Origin of the sequence: Streptococcus sp. HMSC076C09, from assembly GCF_001837905.1 — a bacterium.
GTDB classification, from domain to species: Bacteria; Bacillota; Bacilli; order Lactobacillales; family Streptococcaceae; genus Streptococcus; species Streptococcus parasanguinis_I.
On sequence record NZ_KV834627.1, the window covers coordinates 47922 to 65829 of the forward strand.

Genomic DNA, 17908 nt, shown 5'->3' on the forward strand with positions numbered 1-17908 from the left:
TGAGAGGCTAGGACTTTTGTCCCAGCCTCTTTCGTCTATTTTTCAAATTCCCTTTTTCGTTGCGATTAGTCACCCAAACCGATGCGTTCGAAGATTTCATCCACCCGTTTGGTGTAGTATGTTGGGTTGAAGATTTCGTCGATTTCTTCTTGAGTGAGACGTGAAGTTACTTCTGGATCTGCTTCAAGAAGTGGTTTGAAGTCTACTTGGTTATCCCATGATTGGGCAGTCTTTGGCTGAACAAGGTCGTAAGCTTGCTCACGTGTCATCCCTTTTTCAATCAAAGTCAACATGGCACGTTGGCTAAAGATCAAACCAAATGTAGAATTCATGTTGCGGATCATGTTTTCTGGGAAGACTGTCAAGTTCTTAACGATGTTTCCGAAACGGTTGAGCATGTAGTCAATCAAGATGGTTGTGTCTGGTGCGATGATCCGCTCAGCTGATGAGTGAGAGATATCACGCTCATGCCAGAGTGACACATTTTCGTAAGCTGTGACCATGTGACCACGGATGACACGCGCAAGACCTGTCATGTTTTCAGAACCGATTGGGTTACGTTTGTGCGGCATTGCTGAAGAACCTTTTTGACCTTTAGCAAAGAACTCTTCCACTTCCCGTTGTTCTGATTTTTGCAGACCACGGATTTCAGTCGCCATCCGCTCGATCGAAGTTGCGATGCTCGCAAGAACTGCAAAGTACTCAGCGTGAAGGTCACGAGGAAGGACCTGTGTAGAGATTTCTTGAGCACGGATACCCAATTTATCGCAGACGTATTTTTCAACGAATGGTGGGATGTTGGCAAAGTTACCAACCGCACCAGAAATCTTACCAGCTTCCACACCAGCAGCCGCATGCTCGAAACGCTCAATGTTGCGTTTCATTTCGCTGTACCAAGTGGCCAATTTAAGACCAAAAGTTGTCGGCTCAGCATGCACACCGTGGGTACGACCCATCATGATAGTGAACTTGTGCTCTTTCGCTTTGTCAGCGATGATGTTGAGGAAGTTTTCAAGGTCCTTGCGGATGATGTCGTTGGCTTGTTTGTAGAGGTAACCATAGGCCGTATCGACCACGTCAGTAGATGTCAAACCATAGTGAACCCACTTGCGCTCTTCACCAAGCGTTTCAGAAACCGCACGTGTGAAGGCCACCACATCGTGACGAGTCTCCTGCTCGATTTCCAAAATACGGTCGATGTCAAAGTCCGCTTTTTCACGAATCAAAGCCACATCTTCCTTAGGGATTTCTCCCAATTCAGCCCATGCTTCGTCAGCCAAGATTTCCACCTCAAGCCAAGCACGGTATTTATTTTCTTCAGTCCAAATGTTCGCCATTTCAGGGCGAGAGTAACGTTCGATCATTGTTTTATTTTCCTTTCTTTTGATGTATCACATCTGTTAGCAACCAACAGTCGCTTTATTCAAATTCTTCTTTCCCAATCCACACAGATGGATAGTGATCGAGTGTATTCAAATCCGTATCTAACGGTAGATCATAGATGGCTAAATAGTTTTCAGGGTATCGTACAACTAACTCTTCATACTTAGCTTTCACTTTTTCGTGATCGCTACTAGCATACAAGACTTCGACGACTGCTCCAGTCTTCTCTTTTTCGACAAATGCGTTGACAATGAGTTGAATCATAAAACCTCCTAAATCGAAATGCCCTTCATATTTGCTTCCAGAATAGGCATCTTGACACCTAACTCCTGACCAGTCTGATAAACACTTTGACAACAATAGAAGATGTCCTGTTTATCATTGTGTAAGGTCATGATTTTTCGAGTTAGCTCATTTTTCGCAAACATGACTTTCATGGCTTTGCCAGCTATCCAAGCTGGAATTTTGTAGGGTAAGAGTTCTGCCTTGTAAAGCTTCAAATTCACACCACGCGCTTCTACAACTTTCAAAGCTTCTCGAATAGCCTTGATGGCCAATGATAATTCCGATGAACTATTCATCAAGTTCAAAGCCAATTCTTCTGGATTTTCCAGATTTCCAGAACGCGCAGCTGTCGAAGTAACACCTGCGTTAATCGCCATGTGAATCCAAATCCACTCGACCATATCATGAGGCACTTCCCACTTCAAATCTGCAGAAGTCAGTAAAGCCGTCAGATCAGCATAGTTAGAAATGTGTGCTTTTTGCTCACCTTCTAGCATTAAATGGTCAAACAAGACACCATCCAAATGGTCCTCTTGCATGTGACCGCCCGCTGTCGGAAAGGCTAGAATATAGTCATAGTCTCCTGCCCACTCTTGGACCTCTTTTCGAGTATCCCAGAAATTACAAAAGAAAACGAGGGTACCTTTAATATTATTTTTTCGCAAGGTCTCCACAGCTTCTTTGACAAGCCCATGACGCACACTCAGAAAAATAAAATCGTATTCCGAATCAGCTTCCGCCACATGAACCTCATAGGTGTCGTGTTTATTTTCACCTTTGGAATGATAGCGACCATCTAGCAGATCAACCGACAACTCCTTCGGAGCAGTGCTTTTCTTACTATCTCTCAGTACGTGCTCTACTTGATGGCCTGCTTTTTGAAAGGCGTAGGCATAAGTGGTCCCGATGACTCCAAGTCCTAGAATCGCTATTTTCACTTAAAAATCAATCCCTTTCCCAAACTCCTCAACCTCATCTGGCACATCACTAAACAAAGTCACATGTCCCATTTTGCGGTTATGCTTTGCTTCTAGTTTACCATATAAGTGGAGGTGAGCGCTTGGATTTTCTGTCACATATGTTTCAGCAGCCTCGACGTGTTGGCCGAGAACATTGAGCATTACAGCTGGTGCATGAAGGTGAATTGCTGGGAGTGGTGTTCCGAGAACACCCAAGATGTGCGTGTCAAACTGGGAGAAGTCGCAAGCTTCAATTGAGTAGTGACCTGAATTGTGTGGGCGAGGCGCAATTTCGTTGACAATGATGTCATCAGCTGTCGCAAACATTTCTACACAAAGTGTACCAGAAAGGTTCAGTTGTTCTGCGATTCGCACTGCCATCGCTTTGGCTTTTTCAGCTAGACTTTCTGAAATGCGAGCAGGCACAATGGTTTTTGAAAGAATATTGTTGCGGTGGATATTTTCTTGAACTGGGAAGACTGTCACATCCTTGCCATTTCCAGACACGATGACTGAAATCTCAAGGTCAAAGTTGACAAACTCTTCTAAAACACAGTCTGCTGAATCGGCTAAAGCATAGGCTTCTTCCAAGTCCGCTTCTGAACGAATGACCTTCTGACCATGGCCATCATAACCACCGGTCGCTGTCTTGAGGACATAGTTTTTCGAGAAGTCGATATCTGCCAAGTCTTTGCTAGAAGTTACGACCTTGTAAGGGGCCACAGTGACTTGTGCTTTGTTGGAAAGAAAGTCCTTCTCAAAAATGCGATTTTGGGAGATGCGAAGCAGGTCGGTCCCTTGAGGAAGCTGACCATCTTTGATAACAGCATCCAAACCATCAGCATCCACATTTTCAAATTCATAAGTGAGAACATCACAGCGGTCTGCCAACTGACGAAGAGCATCTACGTCGTCGTAAGGGGCCACGATGATTTCCGCTACACGGGAGGCTGGGCAATCAGCTGCTGGATCCAAGGCGATAACCTTGTGTCCCATGTAGATAGCTGAGATCGCCATCATCTGACCGAGCTGGCCACCACCGATGATCCCAATGGTTTTAGTTGAGCTCATTTGTAGACTCCTCTGCGATTTTTCCCTGTTCTTCTGCGAAATCCGCCAAAGCTGTCGCAATAGCCTGGTCCTCTACTGAAAGAAGACGGAGGGCAAAGAGGGCAGCGTTGGTCGCACCTGCTTCACCAATGGCCATTGTTGCCACAGGCACGCCACCCGGCATCTGAACGATAGAATAGAGCGAATCCACACCGCTAAGGGCACGTGACTTGACGGGTACGCCAATAACTGGAAGGGTTGTTTTAGCTGCGACCATCCCTGGCAAGTGAGCAGCGCCACCCGCACCTGCGATGATGACCTTGATGCCACGGCTACGTGCTTCCTCGGCATGTTTGAACATGAGGTCCGGTGTACGGTGTGCGGAAACAACTTTCTTTTCGTAAGCAACGCCGAAGTTGTCTAGGACTTCAGCGGCTTTTTGCATGGTTGCCCAGTCGGATTTTGAGCCCATGATAATGGAAATTACTGGTTTCATTTATTCTCCTTTTTTGATAATCGTCTATTGTAGTGCGGACGTAAGCGACCGCCTGTGGCGTTCCATTACTAAAACTGGAGCCTGAGTCTCCAGTTTTCCGCTCCTAGTAGCTCTGCTACTAGGAGTTCCACTACTGCGACGATTATCCTATACTAGCTCGCTAACGCTCGCAAATTAAGCGACCATTATCTTACTTTGGCTCACTTTCGCTCGCCATTGACAAATATAGTATCTGTTAATCTTTTATCGCTTTGCTTCCAATGTCATTTCGGTAGAAGAGGCCTTCTGTGTTTTGTTTATCGAGTTCCTTGTAGATAATGTTTTGGCCGTCTTTGACGGTGTCTGCGGTTGTGACCAGCATGTAGACACGTCCGCCGTTTGAGAGGAGGTCTTGGCCATTTTCAGCGAATTTCGCTCCAGCATAGTAAGTGATGATGTCGCCCTCTGTCTTGGCTGGAAGTTTGACACCCTTCTCATAAGCGAGTGGGTAGCCGTTTGAAGCTACAACCACGCCCAGTGTCACCCCCTTGTCCGTCCAAGTGATGGCCGGCTCTTTGCCATCCAAAATGTCAGTGATGTTTTGTGCAAAGTCAGATGTCAAACGAGGCAAGATAATTTGCGTTTCAGGGTCTCCAAAACGAGCGTTGAACTCGATGACTTTCGGTCCATCAGCTGTCAAGATTAGCCCCGCGTAAAGGACACCAAGGTAGGGACGTCCTTCTTTAATCATGCCTTTAAGAACTGGCTTGACAATAGTGTCAACCGCTGTGTCAACCACGCTCTGTGGCAAGTGAGGAACTGGCGCATAGGCACCCATCCCACCAGTGTTAGGACCCTTGTCACCATCGTAGGCACGTTTGTGGTCCTGAGCTGTTGGCATGATGAAGAACTTGTCCCCATTGACAAAGGCAAAGAGTGAAAACTCTTCTCCGTCAAGGAATTCCTCGATAACCACACGCGCACCTGAATCACCGAATTTATTGTCCAAAAGCATCTCGTGAGCGGCTTCGATGGCTTGCTCAACTGTTTCCGCAACGACGACACCTTTCCCTAGGGCCAAGCCGTCTGCCTTGACGACGATTGGAGCGCCTTTTTCTTCGATGTAGGCCTTGGCTTCCTCGAAATCTGAAAAAGTCCCATAGGCTGCTGTCGGAACGTCGTATTTGACCATGATTTCCTTAGCAAAATCCTTAGACCACTCAAGCTCAGCCGCAGCCTTGGTCGGACCAAAGGCTTTGAGTCCAGCCGCATTGAAATCATCCACGATACCAGCTGCAAGGGCATCATCTGGACCGATAAAGGTCCAAGCAATATCGTTGACTTTTGCGAAGTCAATCAGCTTAGAATGTTCGGAAATTCCGATATTGATCAAATCAAGACCGTCCAATGTCATCCCGTCATTACCAGGAGCCACGAAAACTTGCTCAACGTCCTTAGACTCCAATAATTTCTTGGCAATCGCATGTTCACGACCACCAGAACCAACAACCAAAAGTTTCATCTCGAACCTCTTTTGCGAATTATTTTATTAAATTATATCATAATCGTTCGTTTTATTCTAATGATTTCAGCAAAAGTCTCCTATTTTCAGTAGAATCCAAACATTTTTTGCTATTTTCTCCTATTTCTCATTTTTTTCCGAATAGTATAGGTGAGACCTACTAATTGACGAAAAGGAGTATTATGCAAACGATTAAAAAATTTGTCGTACTGACTTGTGCGACATGGGGGATGCAAGCCTCTATTGCTCATGCAGATCAAGCGACCAATGCTATCTATGCCGAAAAAGGGCAGCTGATGATTCATCTCGAAAACGTCCCGGATAAGTATCAAAAGATCCAAGTTCCCGTCTGGTCTGACCAAAATGGCCAAGATGACCTGATTTGGTATCCTGTGGAACGCAGTGACAAGGGATTTGACCTACAAGTGCCATTGACCAACCATTCTGATCAAGCCGGACGTTATCATGTCCATGTCTATGGAGTGGAGGCAAATGAACAGCTAACCGGCCTTTACCCTCTCACGACCAGCGTCCAGCAAAAGGACCTGGCTTCTTCCCAGCCAAAAATCACGATCACACCTATCTCCTCACAAGAATTTGAGGTAGATCTAAAGTTGTTCGAAGACGTTGACGAGATTGTCTTCCCCATCTGGTCAGAAGAAAACGGGCAGGATGATCTGGTCTGGTATCCCGCAAAGAAGATTGCACCTGGACATTTCCAACTGCGCTTTCAGGCTCAAAAACACAAGGGAAATGGGCTATTTCACCTACATGTCTATCAGAAAAGCCAAGGACAACTAAAAGGGCTATTCCCCACTACTTTTCAAGTGGAAAAGGCAAAGCCAAAGCTCACTCCACTCGCGACACACCCGGGAAATACCTACCCCATTGGTGAGTGCACCTGGGGAGCCAAAGAATTAGCCCCTTGGGCCCACAACTGGTGGGGAAACGGTGGCATGTGGGCAGCTAGTGCACGCGCTGCTGGATTCCGGACAGGAGACACTCCAGAGGTCGGCGCTATCGCCTGTTGGGACAATGGGGGATATGGCCATGTCGCCTTGGTTACGGACGTCGAACATGACCAAAAAATTCAGATCCAAGAGGCTAACTACAACGGCCATCGCTATATCGACAACTTCCGCGGTTGGTTCGATCCGACCAACCCTATCTGGGGAACCGTCACCTACATCTACCCAGATTAAGGTCTTCTTAACCAACAAAAAAGGCACGCATCAATGGATGGTGCCTTTTTTGTTGATTAATGTCTAAAATGTCTCACTCCTGTGAAGATCATGGTCAAGCCGTATTTATCAGCCGCTTCGATAGATTCTTGGTTGCTCATTAACCAGTTATATCAGAAAGGTTAAAAAGTAGCTCTCATTTAATCGTTTTTCATTTCGCGTATTTTTCTAGATGTGTTTGAATTTTTGGCATGATGAGATGCATGATTTTAAGATTCGTAAAAGCTATTACCATGGCCAATAAAAGATAGACAACGACTGATAACAAAGAAATGTCAGAAGGCCAATAGTGGGAAATAATCATTAGAACCATTGGCAATTCTAGGGTTACCGTGACGACTCCAGGAACATAGCCCCCAAATTGCAGGCACATGATATAATGGATTATGAAATGAGCTGTATAAGCTATTACAAAAGATAAATAGAGTAAACTGTTGTGAGTTATTTGGCAGAATCCAGAAATAAACACCAGGATGATAAATTCTTCGAACACACCTACTGCAAAAGCGGAACCTTGCGTAACGGAACCAAAGAACGGTTTCTTAAAAGTTTCTAACTTTTGATGATGCCGTGTTTTCCACAAGGGCATAAAAATTATTTCTTCAAAATCATGTAAAATAAATAAAATAGGCAGCATCCAAACATTAAAAAGAATGCTCATACCTTTACCTCCTTAATAACAACTAACAATTGTACAATGTTAAGAATAAATGATAATCATATATCACGCGCAACACTTTTAGTATAAAGATAAACTGTTACAAAAACAAGAGGTTAAGAGATATTGGCACAGTTTGACCAAAAGTGTGACAGGAAAGGAAAAATACCATGGAATATCAAACGCGACAATGGCTGGAGGAAGCCTTGTTCGATTTATTAGCAACTAAGAAGTCTCTCCAAAATATCAGCATTGCTGAACTCAGCGAGCATGCTCAGATTGCCAGACGAACATTTTATCGTTATTACCATTCAAAAGAGGAAGTTCTTACGAACTATTTAGACCGCTTAATCCAATACTATATTATCGAACTTCAAACAGCAAAACTGACTAATTTTGAAGATTTAGTGAACCTTTTCTTTCAGTATTGGAGCCAGTACACTGAGCCATTAAAAATTTTGCAAGACGCAAACTTACTCGTGCTTATCTTGCAAAGGTCTTACGATAAGCTTCCTGCTACTTATACCACTGTCATGGCACCTTGGCACATCACAAATAGTGATCAAAGACAAATCAACTATGATATTAGATTCATTACCGGCGGTCTCTACAATATTTTTGATGAATGGTTAAAAGGAGATTATAAAGCCATGCCTATTAACGAGCTAGTCACAACAACCTTAAACACCATAAAACGTATAAAAAATAGTTAAGTGAGAAACTGAGTTTTTCGAGATTAGTCATGAACAGCTCTAACAAATCATTTTAATAATTTCTAACACTAAAATGCTTATTGTTTTAAACATACAAAAAGAGAAGACAACTTACGTCTTCTCTTTTTGTTAGCGATAAATCCTTTATCACAGTTGATAATGAGCTAATTTTAAAATACCCATCAATGTCTAAAATGTCTCACTCCTGTGAAGATCATAGTCAAGCCATATTTATCAGCCGCTTCAATTGACTCTTGGTCACGGACTGATCCACCCGGCTGGATGATCGCTTTAATCCCTGCTTTCGCAATTTCTTCCACGTTATCCGCAAATGGGAAGAAGGCATCGGAAGCAAGAACAGCGCCGTCAAGACGGTCTTTAGCTTGGTCAATAGCGATGCGGACTGAAGCCACACGGTTGGTTTGACCAGGGCCAACACCAAGTGTCATGTGGTCGTTGGTCACGATGATCCCATTTGATTTGACGTACTTGATCGCTTTCCAAGCAAACTCAAGAGCTGTCGCTTCTGTCTCAGTTGGTTGGCGTTTCGTAACCACTTGCCAGTCAGCTAGGCTTTCTTTGACGACGTCTTGGTTTTGAACGAGGAGACCACCAACAACACCAGTGTATTCTGCTTCTGCTTCACTGGCATCTTGAGCATCAAACGGTAGCTCAAGAATCCGCAAGTTTTTCTTCTTGGTAGTCAAGATTTCAAGCGCTTCATCTGTATAGCTTGGTGCAATGATGATTTCAAGGAAGACACCGTGCATTTTTTGAGCTGTCGCAGCGTCTACTTCACGGTTGAGAACCACGATTCCACCAAAGATGGATACTGGATCAGACTCATACGCATAGTCCCAAGCAGTCTCGATATCATCTGCTTGACCAATCCCACATGGGTTCATGTGTTTGAGAGCCACAACGGTTGGACGGTCTTTGAAATCACGGATGATCCGGATAGCGGCATCAGCGTCACGGATATTGTTGAAGGATAATTCTTTACCGTTCAGCTGTTTAGCGGATGCAATGGAGTAATCCGTTGGCAAGGCCTTTTGGTAGAAGTCTGCGTCTTGTTGAGGGTTTTCCCCGTAACGCATGGCTTGCTTGAGATCATAAGTCAAAGTAAGTTTTTCAGGTTTACTTTCACCCACTTGAGCTGTGAAGTATTCTGCGATTAAAGCATCATAGGCTGCTGTGTGGCGGAAGACTTTTGCTGCCAGACGTTGGCGAGTTTCGTAAGAGGTTTCGCCGTTTGATGACAATTCATCAAGAACAACAGCATAGTCAGCAGGGTCTACAACAACTGTCACGCTAGCATGGTTTTTAGCTGCTGAACGAAGCATTGATGGACCACCAATATCGATGTTTTCAACCGCATCAGCGTAAGTCACATCTGGTTTAAGAATGGTTTCCTTGAATGGGTAAAGGTTGACCACAACAAGGTCAATCAATTCAATCTTGTTGTCCTTAGCAGCCTCCAGGTGGCTATCGAGGTCACGACGAGCGAGGAGGCCACCATGGATATTTGGGTGGAGGGTCTTCACACGACCGTCCATCATTTCTGGGAAACCAGTCACATCGTCGATAGCAATGGTATCTACCCCAGCATTGTCAAGGGCAACCTTGGTACCACCTGTTGAGATGATGTCCCAACCGAGTTTTTTGAGTTCTTGGGCAAATTCAACAATGCCCGCTTTGTCTGAAACACTAATTAGTGCGCGTTTAGTCATTTTGATTCTCCAATCTAAACTGTTGATTATAGCGGTCTACCAATATTCTAGTTTCTTCTTTGTTAAATTTTAGTGTGCACAAAGTAGGATTTACCCCATCAAGATAAGCAATAAATGATAGCATCCCAAAACTTCTTATTTTTTCGTCATAAGCACTCTCATACTGATTTGCTGAGTTATCGAAAATATACTCTCGAATAACAGATGGCAATTGAAATGTAAGTCTATATCGATCATAATTTCCAGTTGGTCTAACTATCCATACATCATTCTCATTTTCATTCCATGTGATAGTTACTTCTTGATGTGGGTTTCTACGTAGCGACTCACGAAAGTCTTCATCATCATTAGGTACCAGTGCTATAATTTGTGAACTCTTTGTACTCGCTATATAAATACTTCTAACATTTTGCATTTGGTTTACAAATTCATTCACAACTGATTGTTGAATATCGAAATCAAACCATCTATAAGGTATATTATAACTTAAATTATTAATCCACCTAGAAAAATCCTCTTTGAAACCATTAAAAATATCGCCGCTAATATCTTCACCACGAATCCCGTTAATGTCAAACAATCTATCTACAATTTGATTTATAAAATCTCTAATCCAATTGTAATAGCCAGATGATAAATCCATTAAATAAATCTTATGAGCTATGGCCAATCTTTGAGCATCATCTGTAAATCCTGATGTAGAAAAAATAGCATAATTATAATTATATTTAGGTAGCTTTAACTCTTCACTTGTCATCTCAACTGTGGAATAATTAGTATTTACATCTTGTAGAATACCTATTCCCATTCTAACTCTATCTATACCTACCTTATTATTTGTATAAAATTTAGCCTCTAAAAATAAACGTATAGGATATACAAATGGTGGCGTGATACGGAACGTTCCTAAAGAGTCAAATTGATGATAACCACCTCTTCCCTTGACATTTAAACCATTCCTAGGTAAATTTACAATCTCATTATCGGTACTCGTTACTAAATCATATCCGTTAACTTTTAATAACTTAGCCAGTACAATTTCTAATAAATATCCTTTGGCTTGTGATTTTTTCATAATTTCCTCTCTACTCCCAAACGTTCCAACACTTCTGGATAGAGCTTGTACTCTGTTTCGTGGATGCGAGTCTCGAAAGTATCAAGGGTATCCCCTTCAAGGCGTGGCACACGGATCTGTTTGATAACCTTACCGGTATCAACACCAGAATCCACCCAGTGAATGGTCACACCGCTCTCAGCAACGCCTGCATTCCAAGCATCCTCAATGCCATGAGCACCTGGAAATTCAGGGAGATATGCCGGGTGAATATTGATGATACGGCCTTCATAAGCTGCTAACAAGGTTGGGCCAACAATCTTCATATAACCCGCCAAGCAAACCAAGTCAATCTGGTGCTCATCCAAGAGTTTGACGATAGCTTCTTCATAAGCTGCTTTATTATCAAATTCCTTGAGTTCAAAGGCATGACTAGCTACACCAAGGTTCTTGGCACGTTCTAAGACATAGGCATCCCGGTGATCTGAAAAGACAAATTCTACTGGAAATTGTTCCGCAATCACCTGAAAGTTCGAGCCGTTTCCGGAAGCAAAAACAGCAATTTTTTTAGCCATTATTTAATCACCACACTTGCGCCATCTTTCTTCACAATACGACCAATTTCATAAACAGGTTCGTCAAGAAGTTCTTTGACACGTTCCACATTTTCTGGTTTCACTGCAAGCATGAGACCAATCCCCATGTTGAAGATTTCAAACATTTCTTCATGTTTAATTTGGCCATATTTTTCAAGAGCTTTGAAAATTGGAAGAACTGGGACTTTGCTTTCGTCAATTTCAGCAGCCAAGTCATCTGAGAACATCCGTGGTACATTTTCGATGAAACCACCACCTGTGATGTGGGCAATTCCGTTGACCAATTCTTCTTTGATGAGTGGCAAAGCTGCTTTGACGTAGATACGAGTTGGTTCCAAAAGAACGTCTTTAAGTTTCTTCCCTTCCAATTCTAGAAGAACTTCTTCACCTGTGTAATCCGCAAAGACACGACGAACAAGTGAGTAACCATTTGAGTGGATACCGCTTGAAGCAAGTCCAAGAATCACATCCCCTTCAGCTACTTTTGAACCTTCAATGATTTGAGATTTTTCTGCAACACCGACAGCAAACCCAGCCAAATCATAGTCATCTTCACCATACATACCAGGCATTTCAGCCGTTTCTCCACCGATAAGGGCTGCACCAGCCTGCACACAACCTTCTGCAACACCAGCAACGACTTGCTCTAATTTAGCTGGTTCATTTTTACCAGTTGCAATATAGTCAAGGAAGTAAAGGGGCTCCGCACCTGCGGCGATGATATCGTTAACACACATAGCGACACAATCTTGACCGATGGTATCGTGTTTGTCGTACTTAATAGCAAGCATGAGTTTAGTACCGACACCATCTGTACCTGAGATCAAAACAGGCTCTTTGACACCTGTTTTTGAAAGATCGAACATACCACCGAAGCCACCGAGAGCTCCCATAACACCTGCACGTTCCGTACGAGCCACGTGTTTTTTGATCCGTTCAACAACTTCATAACCTGCTTCAACGTCCACACCCGATTGGGCATAAGCATTTTTAGACATAATTTTTTCCTCTTTTTTCTTCTGCACTAATCTTAATAGAAAGAAGTATGTTCTTTCAAACTTTCCACATAGCGTTCTTCGTAGTCATACAAAGGTGTTGGATATTTTCCATCAAAGTAAGCCACACAAAGACCGCCATTTGGGGCATCTGTATCGATTCCAATAGAATCAATCAAGCCATCGATTGACAAATACGTCAAGCTATCTGCACCAATGATATCGCGTGTTTCCTCTACTGTATGATTGGCAGCAATCAATTCCTTACGTGTTTGAATATCGATCCCGTAGAAACATGGATAAGCCAGAGCTGGACTACCGATTGCTACGTGAACCTCTGTTGCCCCTGCTTCTTTTAGCAAATTAACGATACGACGCGAGGTCGTCCCACGTACGATAGAATCATCGATCATGACAACCCGTTTGCCTTTCACGACACCGGATACGGCAGAGAGCTTCATACGAACCCCTTGCTCACGCAATTCTTGTGTTGGTTGGATAAAAGTCCGTTGGGTGTATTGGTTTTTAATCAAGCCCATTTCATTTGGTAGGCCAGATTCTTCCGCAAATCCCATAGCTGCACTAAGTGAGGAGTTAGGTACACCGACCACAATATCTGCTTCATGTTTAAATTCACGTGCCAATTGAGCCCCCATACGTTTACGAGCTGTATGGACATTGACCCCTTGAATATTGGAGTCCGGGCGGGCAAAGTAGATATACTCCATCGAACAAACAGCCAATTGGGTGTCCGTTGTATAGTTATCGTAAGTGATGCCGTTATCATCGATGATCACGACTTCACCTGGATTCACATCGCGGATCCACTCAGCACCAACCACTTCAAAGGCACAGGTTTCAGAGGAAACTACGATAGCGCCATTGGCCATTTTCCCAATCGAAAGAGGACGGAAACCATTTGGATCCAAGGCCGCAATCAGCTTATCTTCCAGCATGAGAAGGTAAGCAAATCCACCTTTCACCGTATTCAGGGCTTCTTTCACCTTACCCATGAAAGAAGGGTTGTGGCTCCGACGAATCAAGTGGGCCAAGATTTCTGAATCAGAAGTTGAGCTAAAGATCGCTCCGTTATTTTCCAACTCCCGTTTAAGGGACTTGGCATTGGTCAAATTCCCATTGTGAGCCAGTCCAAACTGGGTATCATGAAAGCGAAAGAGGAAGGGTTGGATGTTATCCACCGAAGCTTCCCCAGCTGTCGCATAGCGAACATGGCCAATCGCTCCCGTTCCTGTTAACTTATCCAAGTTAGCAGGATTTCGAAATACTTCTGAGAGAAGCCCCGTGTCACGATACCGTTTTAATTGACCCGCATCATTCGAAAGGATCCCTGCCCCTTCTTGACCACGGTGTTGAAGACTGTGTAATCCGAAATAAGTCAGTTTTGCAGCATCTGGGTGTCCCCAGATCCCAAAAATACCACATTCTTCATTAAGAGATTTAACTTCGTATGTCATTTTGTATACCTTTTATTTTCCAGTAAAGTATTTAACCGCTGATGCAAAGAGATGTTGGTCTTTATTTCCTGGAATATTTTGGAAGAGACCGTCTTCGAAACGTTCTGAGTGTCCCATCTTCCCGATGATTTGACCGTTCTTGCTGGTAATCCCTTCAATCGCATGGACAGAACCATTTGGATTGTATTTTGAATCCATGCTTGGTTTACCTTCGAAGTCAACATATTGGGTAAAGATTTGACCATTGTCACGAAGCTCTGCAAATTCTTCAGCTGTCACGACAAACTTCCCTTCACCGTGTGATACTGGGATGGCATGGATATCACCAACTTTCACGCCTGCAAGCCATGGTGAGTTGGTGTTGGCAATCCGTGTTTCTACCATCTTAGCCACGTGTTGGTTGGCATCGTTGTAGAAGAGGGTTGGACTGGTGCTACTTGCATCTTCAAAGTTACCATATGGAAGAAGACCTGATTTGACAAGGGCTTGGAATCCGTTACAGATACCAATAATCAAACCACCACGTTCGATGAAGTGATCGATAGCTGCACGTACTTTTTCATTGAGCAAGATGTTTACGATGAATTTAGCTGATCCATCTGGTTCATCCGCTGCTGAGAAGCCACCTGCAAAGAAGATAATATTAGCTTTTTCGATATTGTCAACCATGGTGTCAACAGACTTGACAATTACCTCTTCATTCAGTGTGACAAATGGTACCAAGTTGACTTTTGCTCCTTCTTTTTCGAAGGCCTTAGCGGAATCATATTCTGAGTTGGTACCTGGGAATACCGGGATGTAAACTACTGGTGTGTCAACTGTTTCTTTAGCTTTAATCACAGCATTTGTTGTTACAGCCGGTACTTCTTCCAACTCAGTTGCTTGTGCAAATTCCGTTGGGTAAACTTCTTCCAATTTACCTTGGAAAGCACTGTCAAGTTTGTGTCCATCAAGCGTTACACCATTGACAGTAAGTGTAAAGTCAGCTACTGTTTGTCCAATCTTGGCAACACCTGCAATTTCTTCAGGCGATGTGAAGACGAATCCACCCAATTGAGCTGTCAAGCTAGTGTCAAGGTCAGCTAATTCGACGTTAGCTCCAATATGGTTCCCAAATGTTGCAAGGGCAAGAGCTTCAACCACACCACCATATTTAACAGCTGATGCAGCTGTCACTTTGTGGTCAGCTTGGATGGCTTCAAATTGAGCAAAGTTAGACTTGATAAGTTCGAAGTCAATTTCTTGTGCCAAAGTTTGACCAGGAATGTAGTAAATATTTTCACCAGCAGCTTTGAATTCTGGAGAAAGAACCTTACGGCTATCCGCAGTTGTTACCCCAAAAGCAACCAAGGTTGGTGGTACTGTCAATTCTTCAAAGGTACCAGACATAGAGTCTTTACCACCGATAGATGGCAAACCAAGTTGAATCTGAGCTTCGATTGATCCAAGGAGAGCTGATACTGGTTGACCAAAACGCTCTGCTTGTTTATCCATACGCTCGAAATATTCTTGATAAGAGAAACGAGCCTTAGACCAGTTTGCACCAGCAGCAACCAAACGAGCTGTTGCTTCGATTACTGCATAGGCAGCGCCATGATATGGAGACCATTCTGCTACATAAGGGTTGAATCCTTGCGCCATAACAGAAGCAGTTGTTGTCACGCCATGTTGGACTGGCAATTTCTGTACAGAAGCTTCCGTTGGTGTGATTTGGTAGCGACCACCGAGTGGGTGATTGACTGTTGAACGACCAACTGAGCTATCAAAGATGGTTTGTAAACCTTTTTGACTGGCATGGTTAAGGTCAGCCAAGACTTCAAGAGTATCAGCTTCAAGGGTTTCAGCAGATGTTTGACGCTCTTCTGGAAGCTTGACATCCTTGTCAACCACCTTAGCATCTACGACAACACGTACACCGTTTGTATCAAGGAAACGACGTTCCAAATCAACGATTGTTTCACCATTCCAGTGCATGACAAGATTTGGTTTTTCAGTCACTTTCGCAACGACAACAGCATCAATATTTTCTTTATTACATTCAGCAACGAAGGCATCTACATCTTCTGGACGAACCACTACAGCCATACGTTCTTGAGATTCAGAGATGGCAATTTCTGTACCGTTCAAGCCTTGGTATTTCAATGGCACTTTGTCTAGATCAATTTCAAGACCATCTGCCAATTCACCGATAGCCACACAGACACCACCAGCACCAAAGTCATTTGACTTCTTGATAAGACGTGTCACATCCCCATTACGGAAAAGACGTTGAATCTTACGTTCTTCGATGGCATTCCCTTTTTGAACCTCAGCACCAGCTGTTTCAACAGATTCAACCGTTTGAACTTTAGAAGAGCCTGTCGCACCACCGACACCATCACGTCCAGTCTTACCACCGAGCAAGATAATCACATCACCTGCTTCAGGTTTCTCACGGACAACATTTTCCTTAAGAGCCGCACCGACAACTGCACCTAGCTCCATACGCTTAGCAACGAAACCTGGGTGGAAGTATTCACGAACGTAAGTTGTTGCAAGACCAATTTGGTTACCGTATGAAGAATAACCGTGAGCCGCTGTTTTAGAAATCACTTGTTGTGGCAATTTACCAGCGCGAGTTTCAGCAATTGGAGCTGTAATATCGCCAGCACCTGAGATACGCATAGCTTGGTAAACATATGAACGCCCTGACAATGGGTCACGAATGGCACCACCGATACAAGTAGCCGCTCCACCAAAAGGTTCGATTTCCGTTGGGTGGTTATGGGTTTCGTTCTTGAACATGAGAAGCCATGGTTCTTTGACACCATTGACATCCACTTCAATTTCAACTGAGCAGGCATTGATTTCATCAGACACTTCCATGTCGTCCAAACGACCATTGGCACGCTCATAACGACCAAAAATAGTCGCCATATCCATCAATGTTTGAGGTTTTTCTGTACGTCCCAACTCATCACGCATGGCAATATACTTGTCATAAGTCGCTTGCAATTGTTTTTCAAATTTAGAAGCTGAGAAGTCAATGTTTTTCAACTCCGTCTCGAAAGTCGTGTGACGGCAGTGGTCAGACCAGTAAGTATCCAAAACCTTCAACTCAGTCTCAGTTGGCACACGTCCAATAGACTTGAAGTAATCTTGAATGAAAAGAAGGTCATCCACTTCCATGGCCAATCCTTGCTCAGCCTTATACTGTGCAAAATCTTCTGCCGTATAAGTTTCAAAGAAATCCAAGCTTGGAATGGTCTTGTCAGACTCAGAGAAATCCTGTTTCGCAATACCAACAGTGATATCTTTGAAGCGAGAATCCACTGGGTTCAAAAGGTAGTTTTTGACAGCTTCCAACTCATTCGCATCAATATCCTTGTTGGCCAAGTACAATTGTGCTGTGTTCACCGTTACATCATTTGAACTACCAAGCAAAAGCAAAGCTTCTTGTGAAGATGCCGCACGTTGGTCAAATTGACCAGGCAAACTTTCGATAGCAAAGAAAGCATGCTTCTCAAGATCAGCCTGAACCGCAGCTTCATCCAGAACAGTATCGGTCACTTGCTCAGAGAAGATATGTTTTTCCGCACGCGCAAACAAATCCTCTGCCAAACCAAAAACATCGTAAACCTGAACAATCCGAAGATCCTTCAAGGTTTTCAACTGAAGATTATGCTGTAATTCTTTTACTAAAGAGTCCGATTTCACACGAAAATCAGCTTTTTTCTCAACGAAAATACGTTTATCCATTTTAGTTCCTTTACTTCTATTCAAAAATGCTCTT

General features: G+C 43.5%; 15 protein-coding genes and 1 pseudogene. 2 read left to right on the forward strand and 14 right to left on the reverse strand.

Annotated features, from left to right (window positions below; genetic code table 11):
• Positions 1-65: 65 nt before the first annotated feature.
• The 6 genes from purB to purD form a co-directional block, all read right to left on the reverse strand.
• Positions 66-1364 carry an adenylosuccinate lyase gene (gene purB / locus HMPREF2704_RS02875; protein WP_070845603.1) on the reverse strand — a complete coding sequence of 433 codons (1299 nt, stop codon included), beginning with the start codon at positions 1362-1364 and terminating at the stop codon, positions 66-68.
• A gap of 55 nt (positions 1365-1419) precedes the next feature.
• Positions 1420-1647: a phosphoribosylaminoimidazole carboxylase gene (locus HMPREF2704_RS02880; protein WP_070845605.1), complete on the reverse strand. Its 228-nt coding sequence runs from the start codon at positions 1645-1647 to the stop codon at positions 1420-1422.
• Between the two features lie 8 nt (positions 1648-1655).
• Complete coding sequence (locus tag HMPREF2704_RS02885) at positions 1656-2606, reverse strand: ketopantoate reductase family protein (RefSeq protein ID WP_070845608.1); 951 nt, start codon at positions 2604-2606, stop codon at positions 1656-1658.
• A complete protein-coding gene (gene purK / locus HMPREF2704_RS02890) occupies positions 2607-3698 on the reverse strand; it encodes a 5-(carboxyamino)imidazole ribonucleotide synthase (RefSeq protein WP_070845610.1) in 1092 nt (363 codons plus the stop codon).
• Positions 3685-4173 carry a 5-(carboxyamino)imidazole ribonucleotide mutase gene (gene purE / locus HMPREF2704_RS02895; protein WP_003015335.1) on the reverse strand — a complete coding sequence of 163 codons (489 nt, stop codon included), beginning with the start codon at positions 4171-4173 and terminating at the stop codon, positions 3685-3687. The genes purK and purE overlap by 14 nt, the downstream gene beginning before the upstream one ends.
• A 235-nt stretch (positions 4174-4408) precedes the next feature.
• Positions 4409-5674 (reverse strand): phosphoribosylamine--glycine ligase, encoded by a 1266-nt coding sequence (gene purD / locus HMPREF2704_RS02900; RefSeq protein WP_070845612.1) that lies wholly within the window; start codon positions 5672-5674, stop codon positions 4409-4411.
• A 182-nt stretch (positions 5675-5856) separates the two neighbouring features.
• Between purD and HMPREF2704_RS02905 the strand changes: the two genes are divergently transcribed.
• Positions 5857-6876, forward strand: coding sequence for a GBS Bsp-like repeat-containing protein (locus HMPREF2704_RS02905; protein ID WP_070845614.1), 1020 nt, complete (start codon positions 5857-5859; stop codon positions 6874-6876).
• 56 nt (positions 6877-6932) lie between these two features.
• Here HMPREF2704_RS02905 and HMPREF2704_RS11665 read toward each other — a convergent pair.
• Both HMPREF2704_RS11665 and HMPREF2704_RS02910 read right to left on the reverse strand, forming a co-directional pair.
• Positions 6933-7010 (reverse strand): annotated as a pseudogene (locus tag HMPREF2704_RS11665) (IMP cyclohydrolase); the annotation flags it as partial.
• A 56-nt stretch (positions 7011-7066) separates the two neighbouring features.
• Positions 7067-7576 (reverse strand): HXXEE domain-containing protein, encoded by a 510-nt coding sequence (locus HMPREF2704_RS02910; protein ID WP_049498785.1) that lies wholly within the window; start codon positions 7574-7576, stop codon positions 7067-7069.
• Between the two features lie 167 nt (positions 7577-7743).
• On the opposite strand from HMPREF2704_RS02910, the gene HMPREF2704_RS02915 reads away from it, so the two are divergent.
• Entirely contained in the window at positions 7744-8286 is a 543-nt protein-coding gene (locus HMPREF2704_RS02915) for a TetR/AcrR family transcriptional regulator (RefSeq protein WP_024055466.1), read from the forward strand.
• 182 nt (positions 8287-8468) lie between these two features.
• Here the strand turns inward: HMPREF2704_RS02915 and purH are convergent, their stop codons facing one another.
• Genes purH through HMPREF2704_RS02945 form a run of 6 tightly spaced genes read right to left on the reverse strand, consistent with a single transcriptional unit; the run spans position 8469 to position 17874 of the window.
• Positions 8469-10016, reverse strand: a complete 1548-nt coding sequence (gene purH / locus HMPREF2704_RS02920; RefSeq protein WP_070845616.1) for a bifunctional phosphoribosylaminoimidazolecarboxamide formyltransferase/IMP cyclohydrolase — start codon at positions 10014-10016, stop codon at positions 8469-8471.
• On the reverse strand, positions 10009-11091 hold the full coding sequence (locus HMPREF2704_RS02925) for a PDDEXK family nuclease (protein ID WP_070845618.1): 1083 nt from the start codon (positions 11089-11091) through the stop codon (positions 10009-10011). Before HMPREF2704_RS02925 ends, purH begins: the two co-directional genes overlap by 8 nt.
• The gene (purN, locus tag HMPREF2704_RS02930) at positions 11088-11645 is read right to left on the reverse strand and encodes a phosphoribosylglycinamide formyltransferase (RefSeq protein ID WP_070845620.1); all 558 of its coding nucleotides are present in this window, start codon (positions 11643-11645) and stop codon (positions 11088-11090) included. Before purN ends, HMPREF2704_RS02925 begins: the two co-directional genes overlap by 4 nt.
• Complete coding sequence (purM, locus tag HMPREF2704_RS02935; protein WP_176745628.1) at positions 11645-12667, reverse strand: phosphoribosylformylglycinamidine cyclo-ligase; 1023 nt, start codon at positions 12665-12667, stop codon at positions 11645-11647. The genes purN and purM overlap by 1 nt, the downstream gene beginning before the upstream one ends.
• A gap of 29 nt (positions 12668-12696) precedes the next feature.
• Positions 12697-14136, reverse strand: coding sequence for an amidophosphoribosyltransferase (gene purF / locus HMPREF2704_RS02940; RefSeq protein ID WP_049515038.1), 1440 nt, complete (start codon positions 14134-14136; stop codon positions 12697-12699).
• A 12-nt stretch (positions 14137-14148) separates the two neighbouring features.
• On the reverse strand, positions 14149-17874 hold the full coding sequence (locus tag HMPREF2704_RS02945) for a phosphoribosylformylglycinamidine synthase (protein ID WP_070845624.1): 3726 nt from the start codon (positions 17872-17874) through the stop codon (positions 14149-14151).
• Positions 17875-17908 lie beyond the last annotated feature (34 nt).

Coding starts and splice junctions, on each gene's coding strand:
- purF (WP_049515038.1), bottom strand. CDS start 14,136: ATGACATACGAAGTTAAATCTCTTAATGAAGAATGTGGTATTTTTGGG.
- HMPREF2704_RS02905 (WP_070845614.1), top strand. CDS start 5,857: ATGCAAACGATTAAAAAATTTGTCGTACTGACTTGTGCGACATGGGGG.
- HMPREF2704_RS02910 (WP_049498785.1), bottom strand. CDS start 7,576: ATGAGCATTCTTTTTAATGTTTGGATGCTGCCTATTTTATTTATTTTA.
- HMPREF2704_RS02945 (WP_070845624.1), bottom strand. CDS start 17,874: ATGGATAAACGTATTTTCGTTGAGAAAAAAGCTGATTTTCGTGTGAAA.
- purE (WP_003015335.1), bottom strand. CDS start 4,173: ATGAAACCAGTAATTTCCATTATCATGGGCTCAAAATCCGACTGGGCA.
- purH (WP_070845616.1), bottom strand. CDS start 10,016: ATGACTAAACGCGCACTAATTAGTGTTTCAGACAAAGCGGGCATTGTT.
- HMPREF2704_RS02925 (WP_070845618.1), bottom strand. CDS start 11,091: ATGAAAAAATCACAAGCCAAAGGATATTTATTAGAAATTGTACTGGCT.
- purD (WP_070845612.1), bottom strand. CDS start 5,674: ATGAAACTTTTGGTTGTTGGTTCTGGTGGTCGTGAACATGCGATTGCC.
- purK (WP_070845610.1), bottom strand. CDS start 3,698: ATGAGCTCAACTAAAACCATTGGGATCATCGGTGGTGGCCAGCTCGGT.
- HMPREF2704_RS02915 (WP_024055466.1), top strand. CDS start 7,744: ATGGAATATCAAACGCGACAATGGCTGGAGGAAGCCTTGTTCGATTTA.
- purN (WP_070845620.1), bottom strand. CDS start 11,645: ATGGCTAAAAAAATTGCTGTTTTTGCTTCCGGAAACGGCTCGAACTTT.
- purB (WP_070845603.1), bottom strand. CDS start 1,364: ATGATCGAACGTTACTCTCGCCCTGAAATGGCGAACATTTGGACTGAA.
- HMPREF2704_RS02880 (WP_070845605.1), bottom strand. CDS start 1,647: ATGATTCAACTCATTGTCAACGCATTTGTCGAAAAAGAGAAGACTGGA.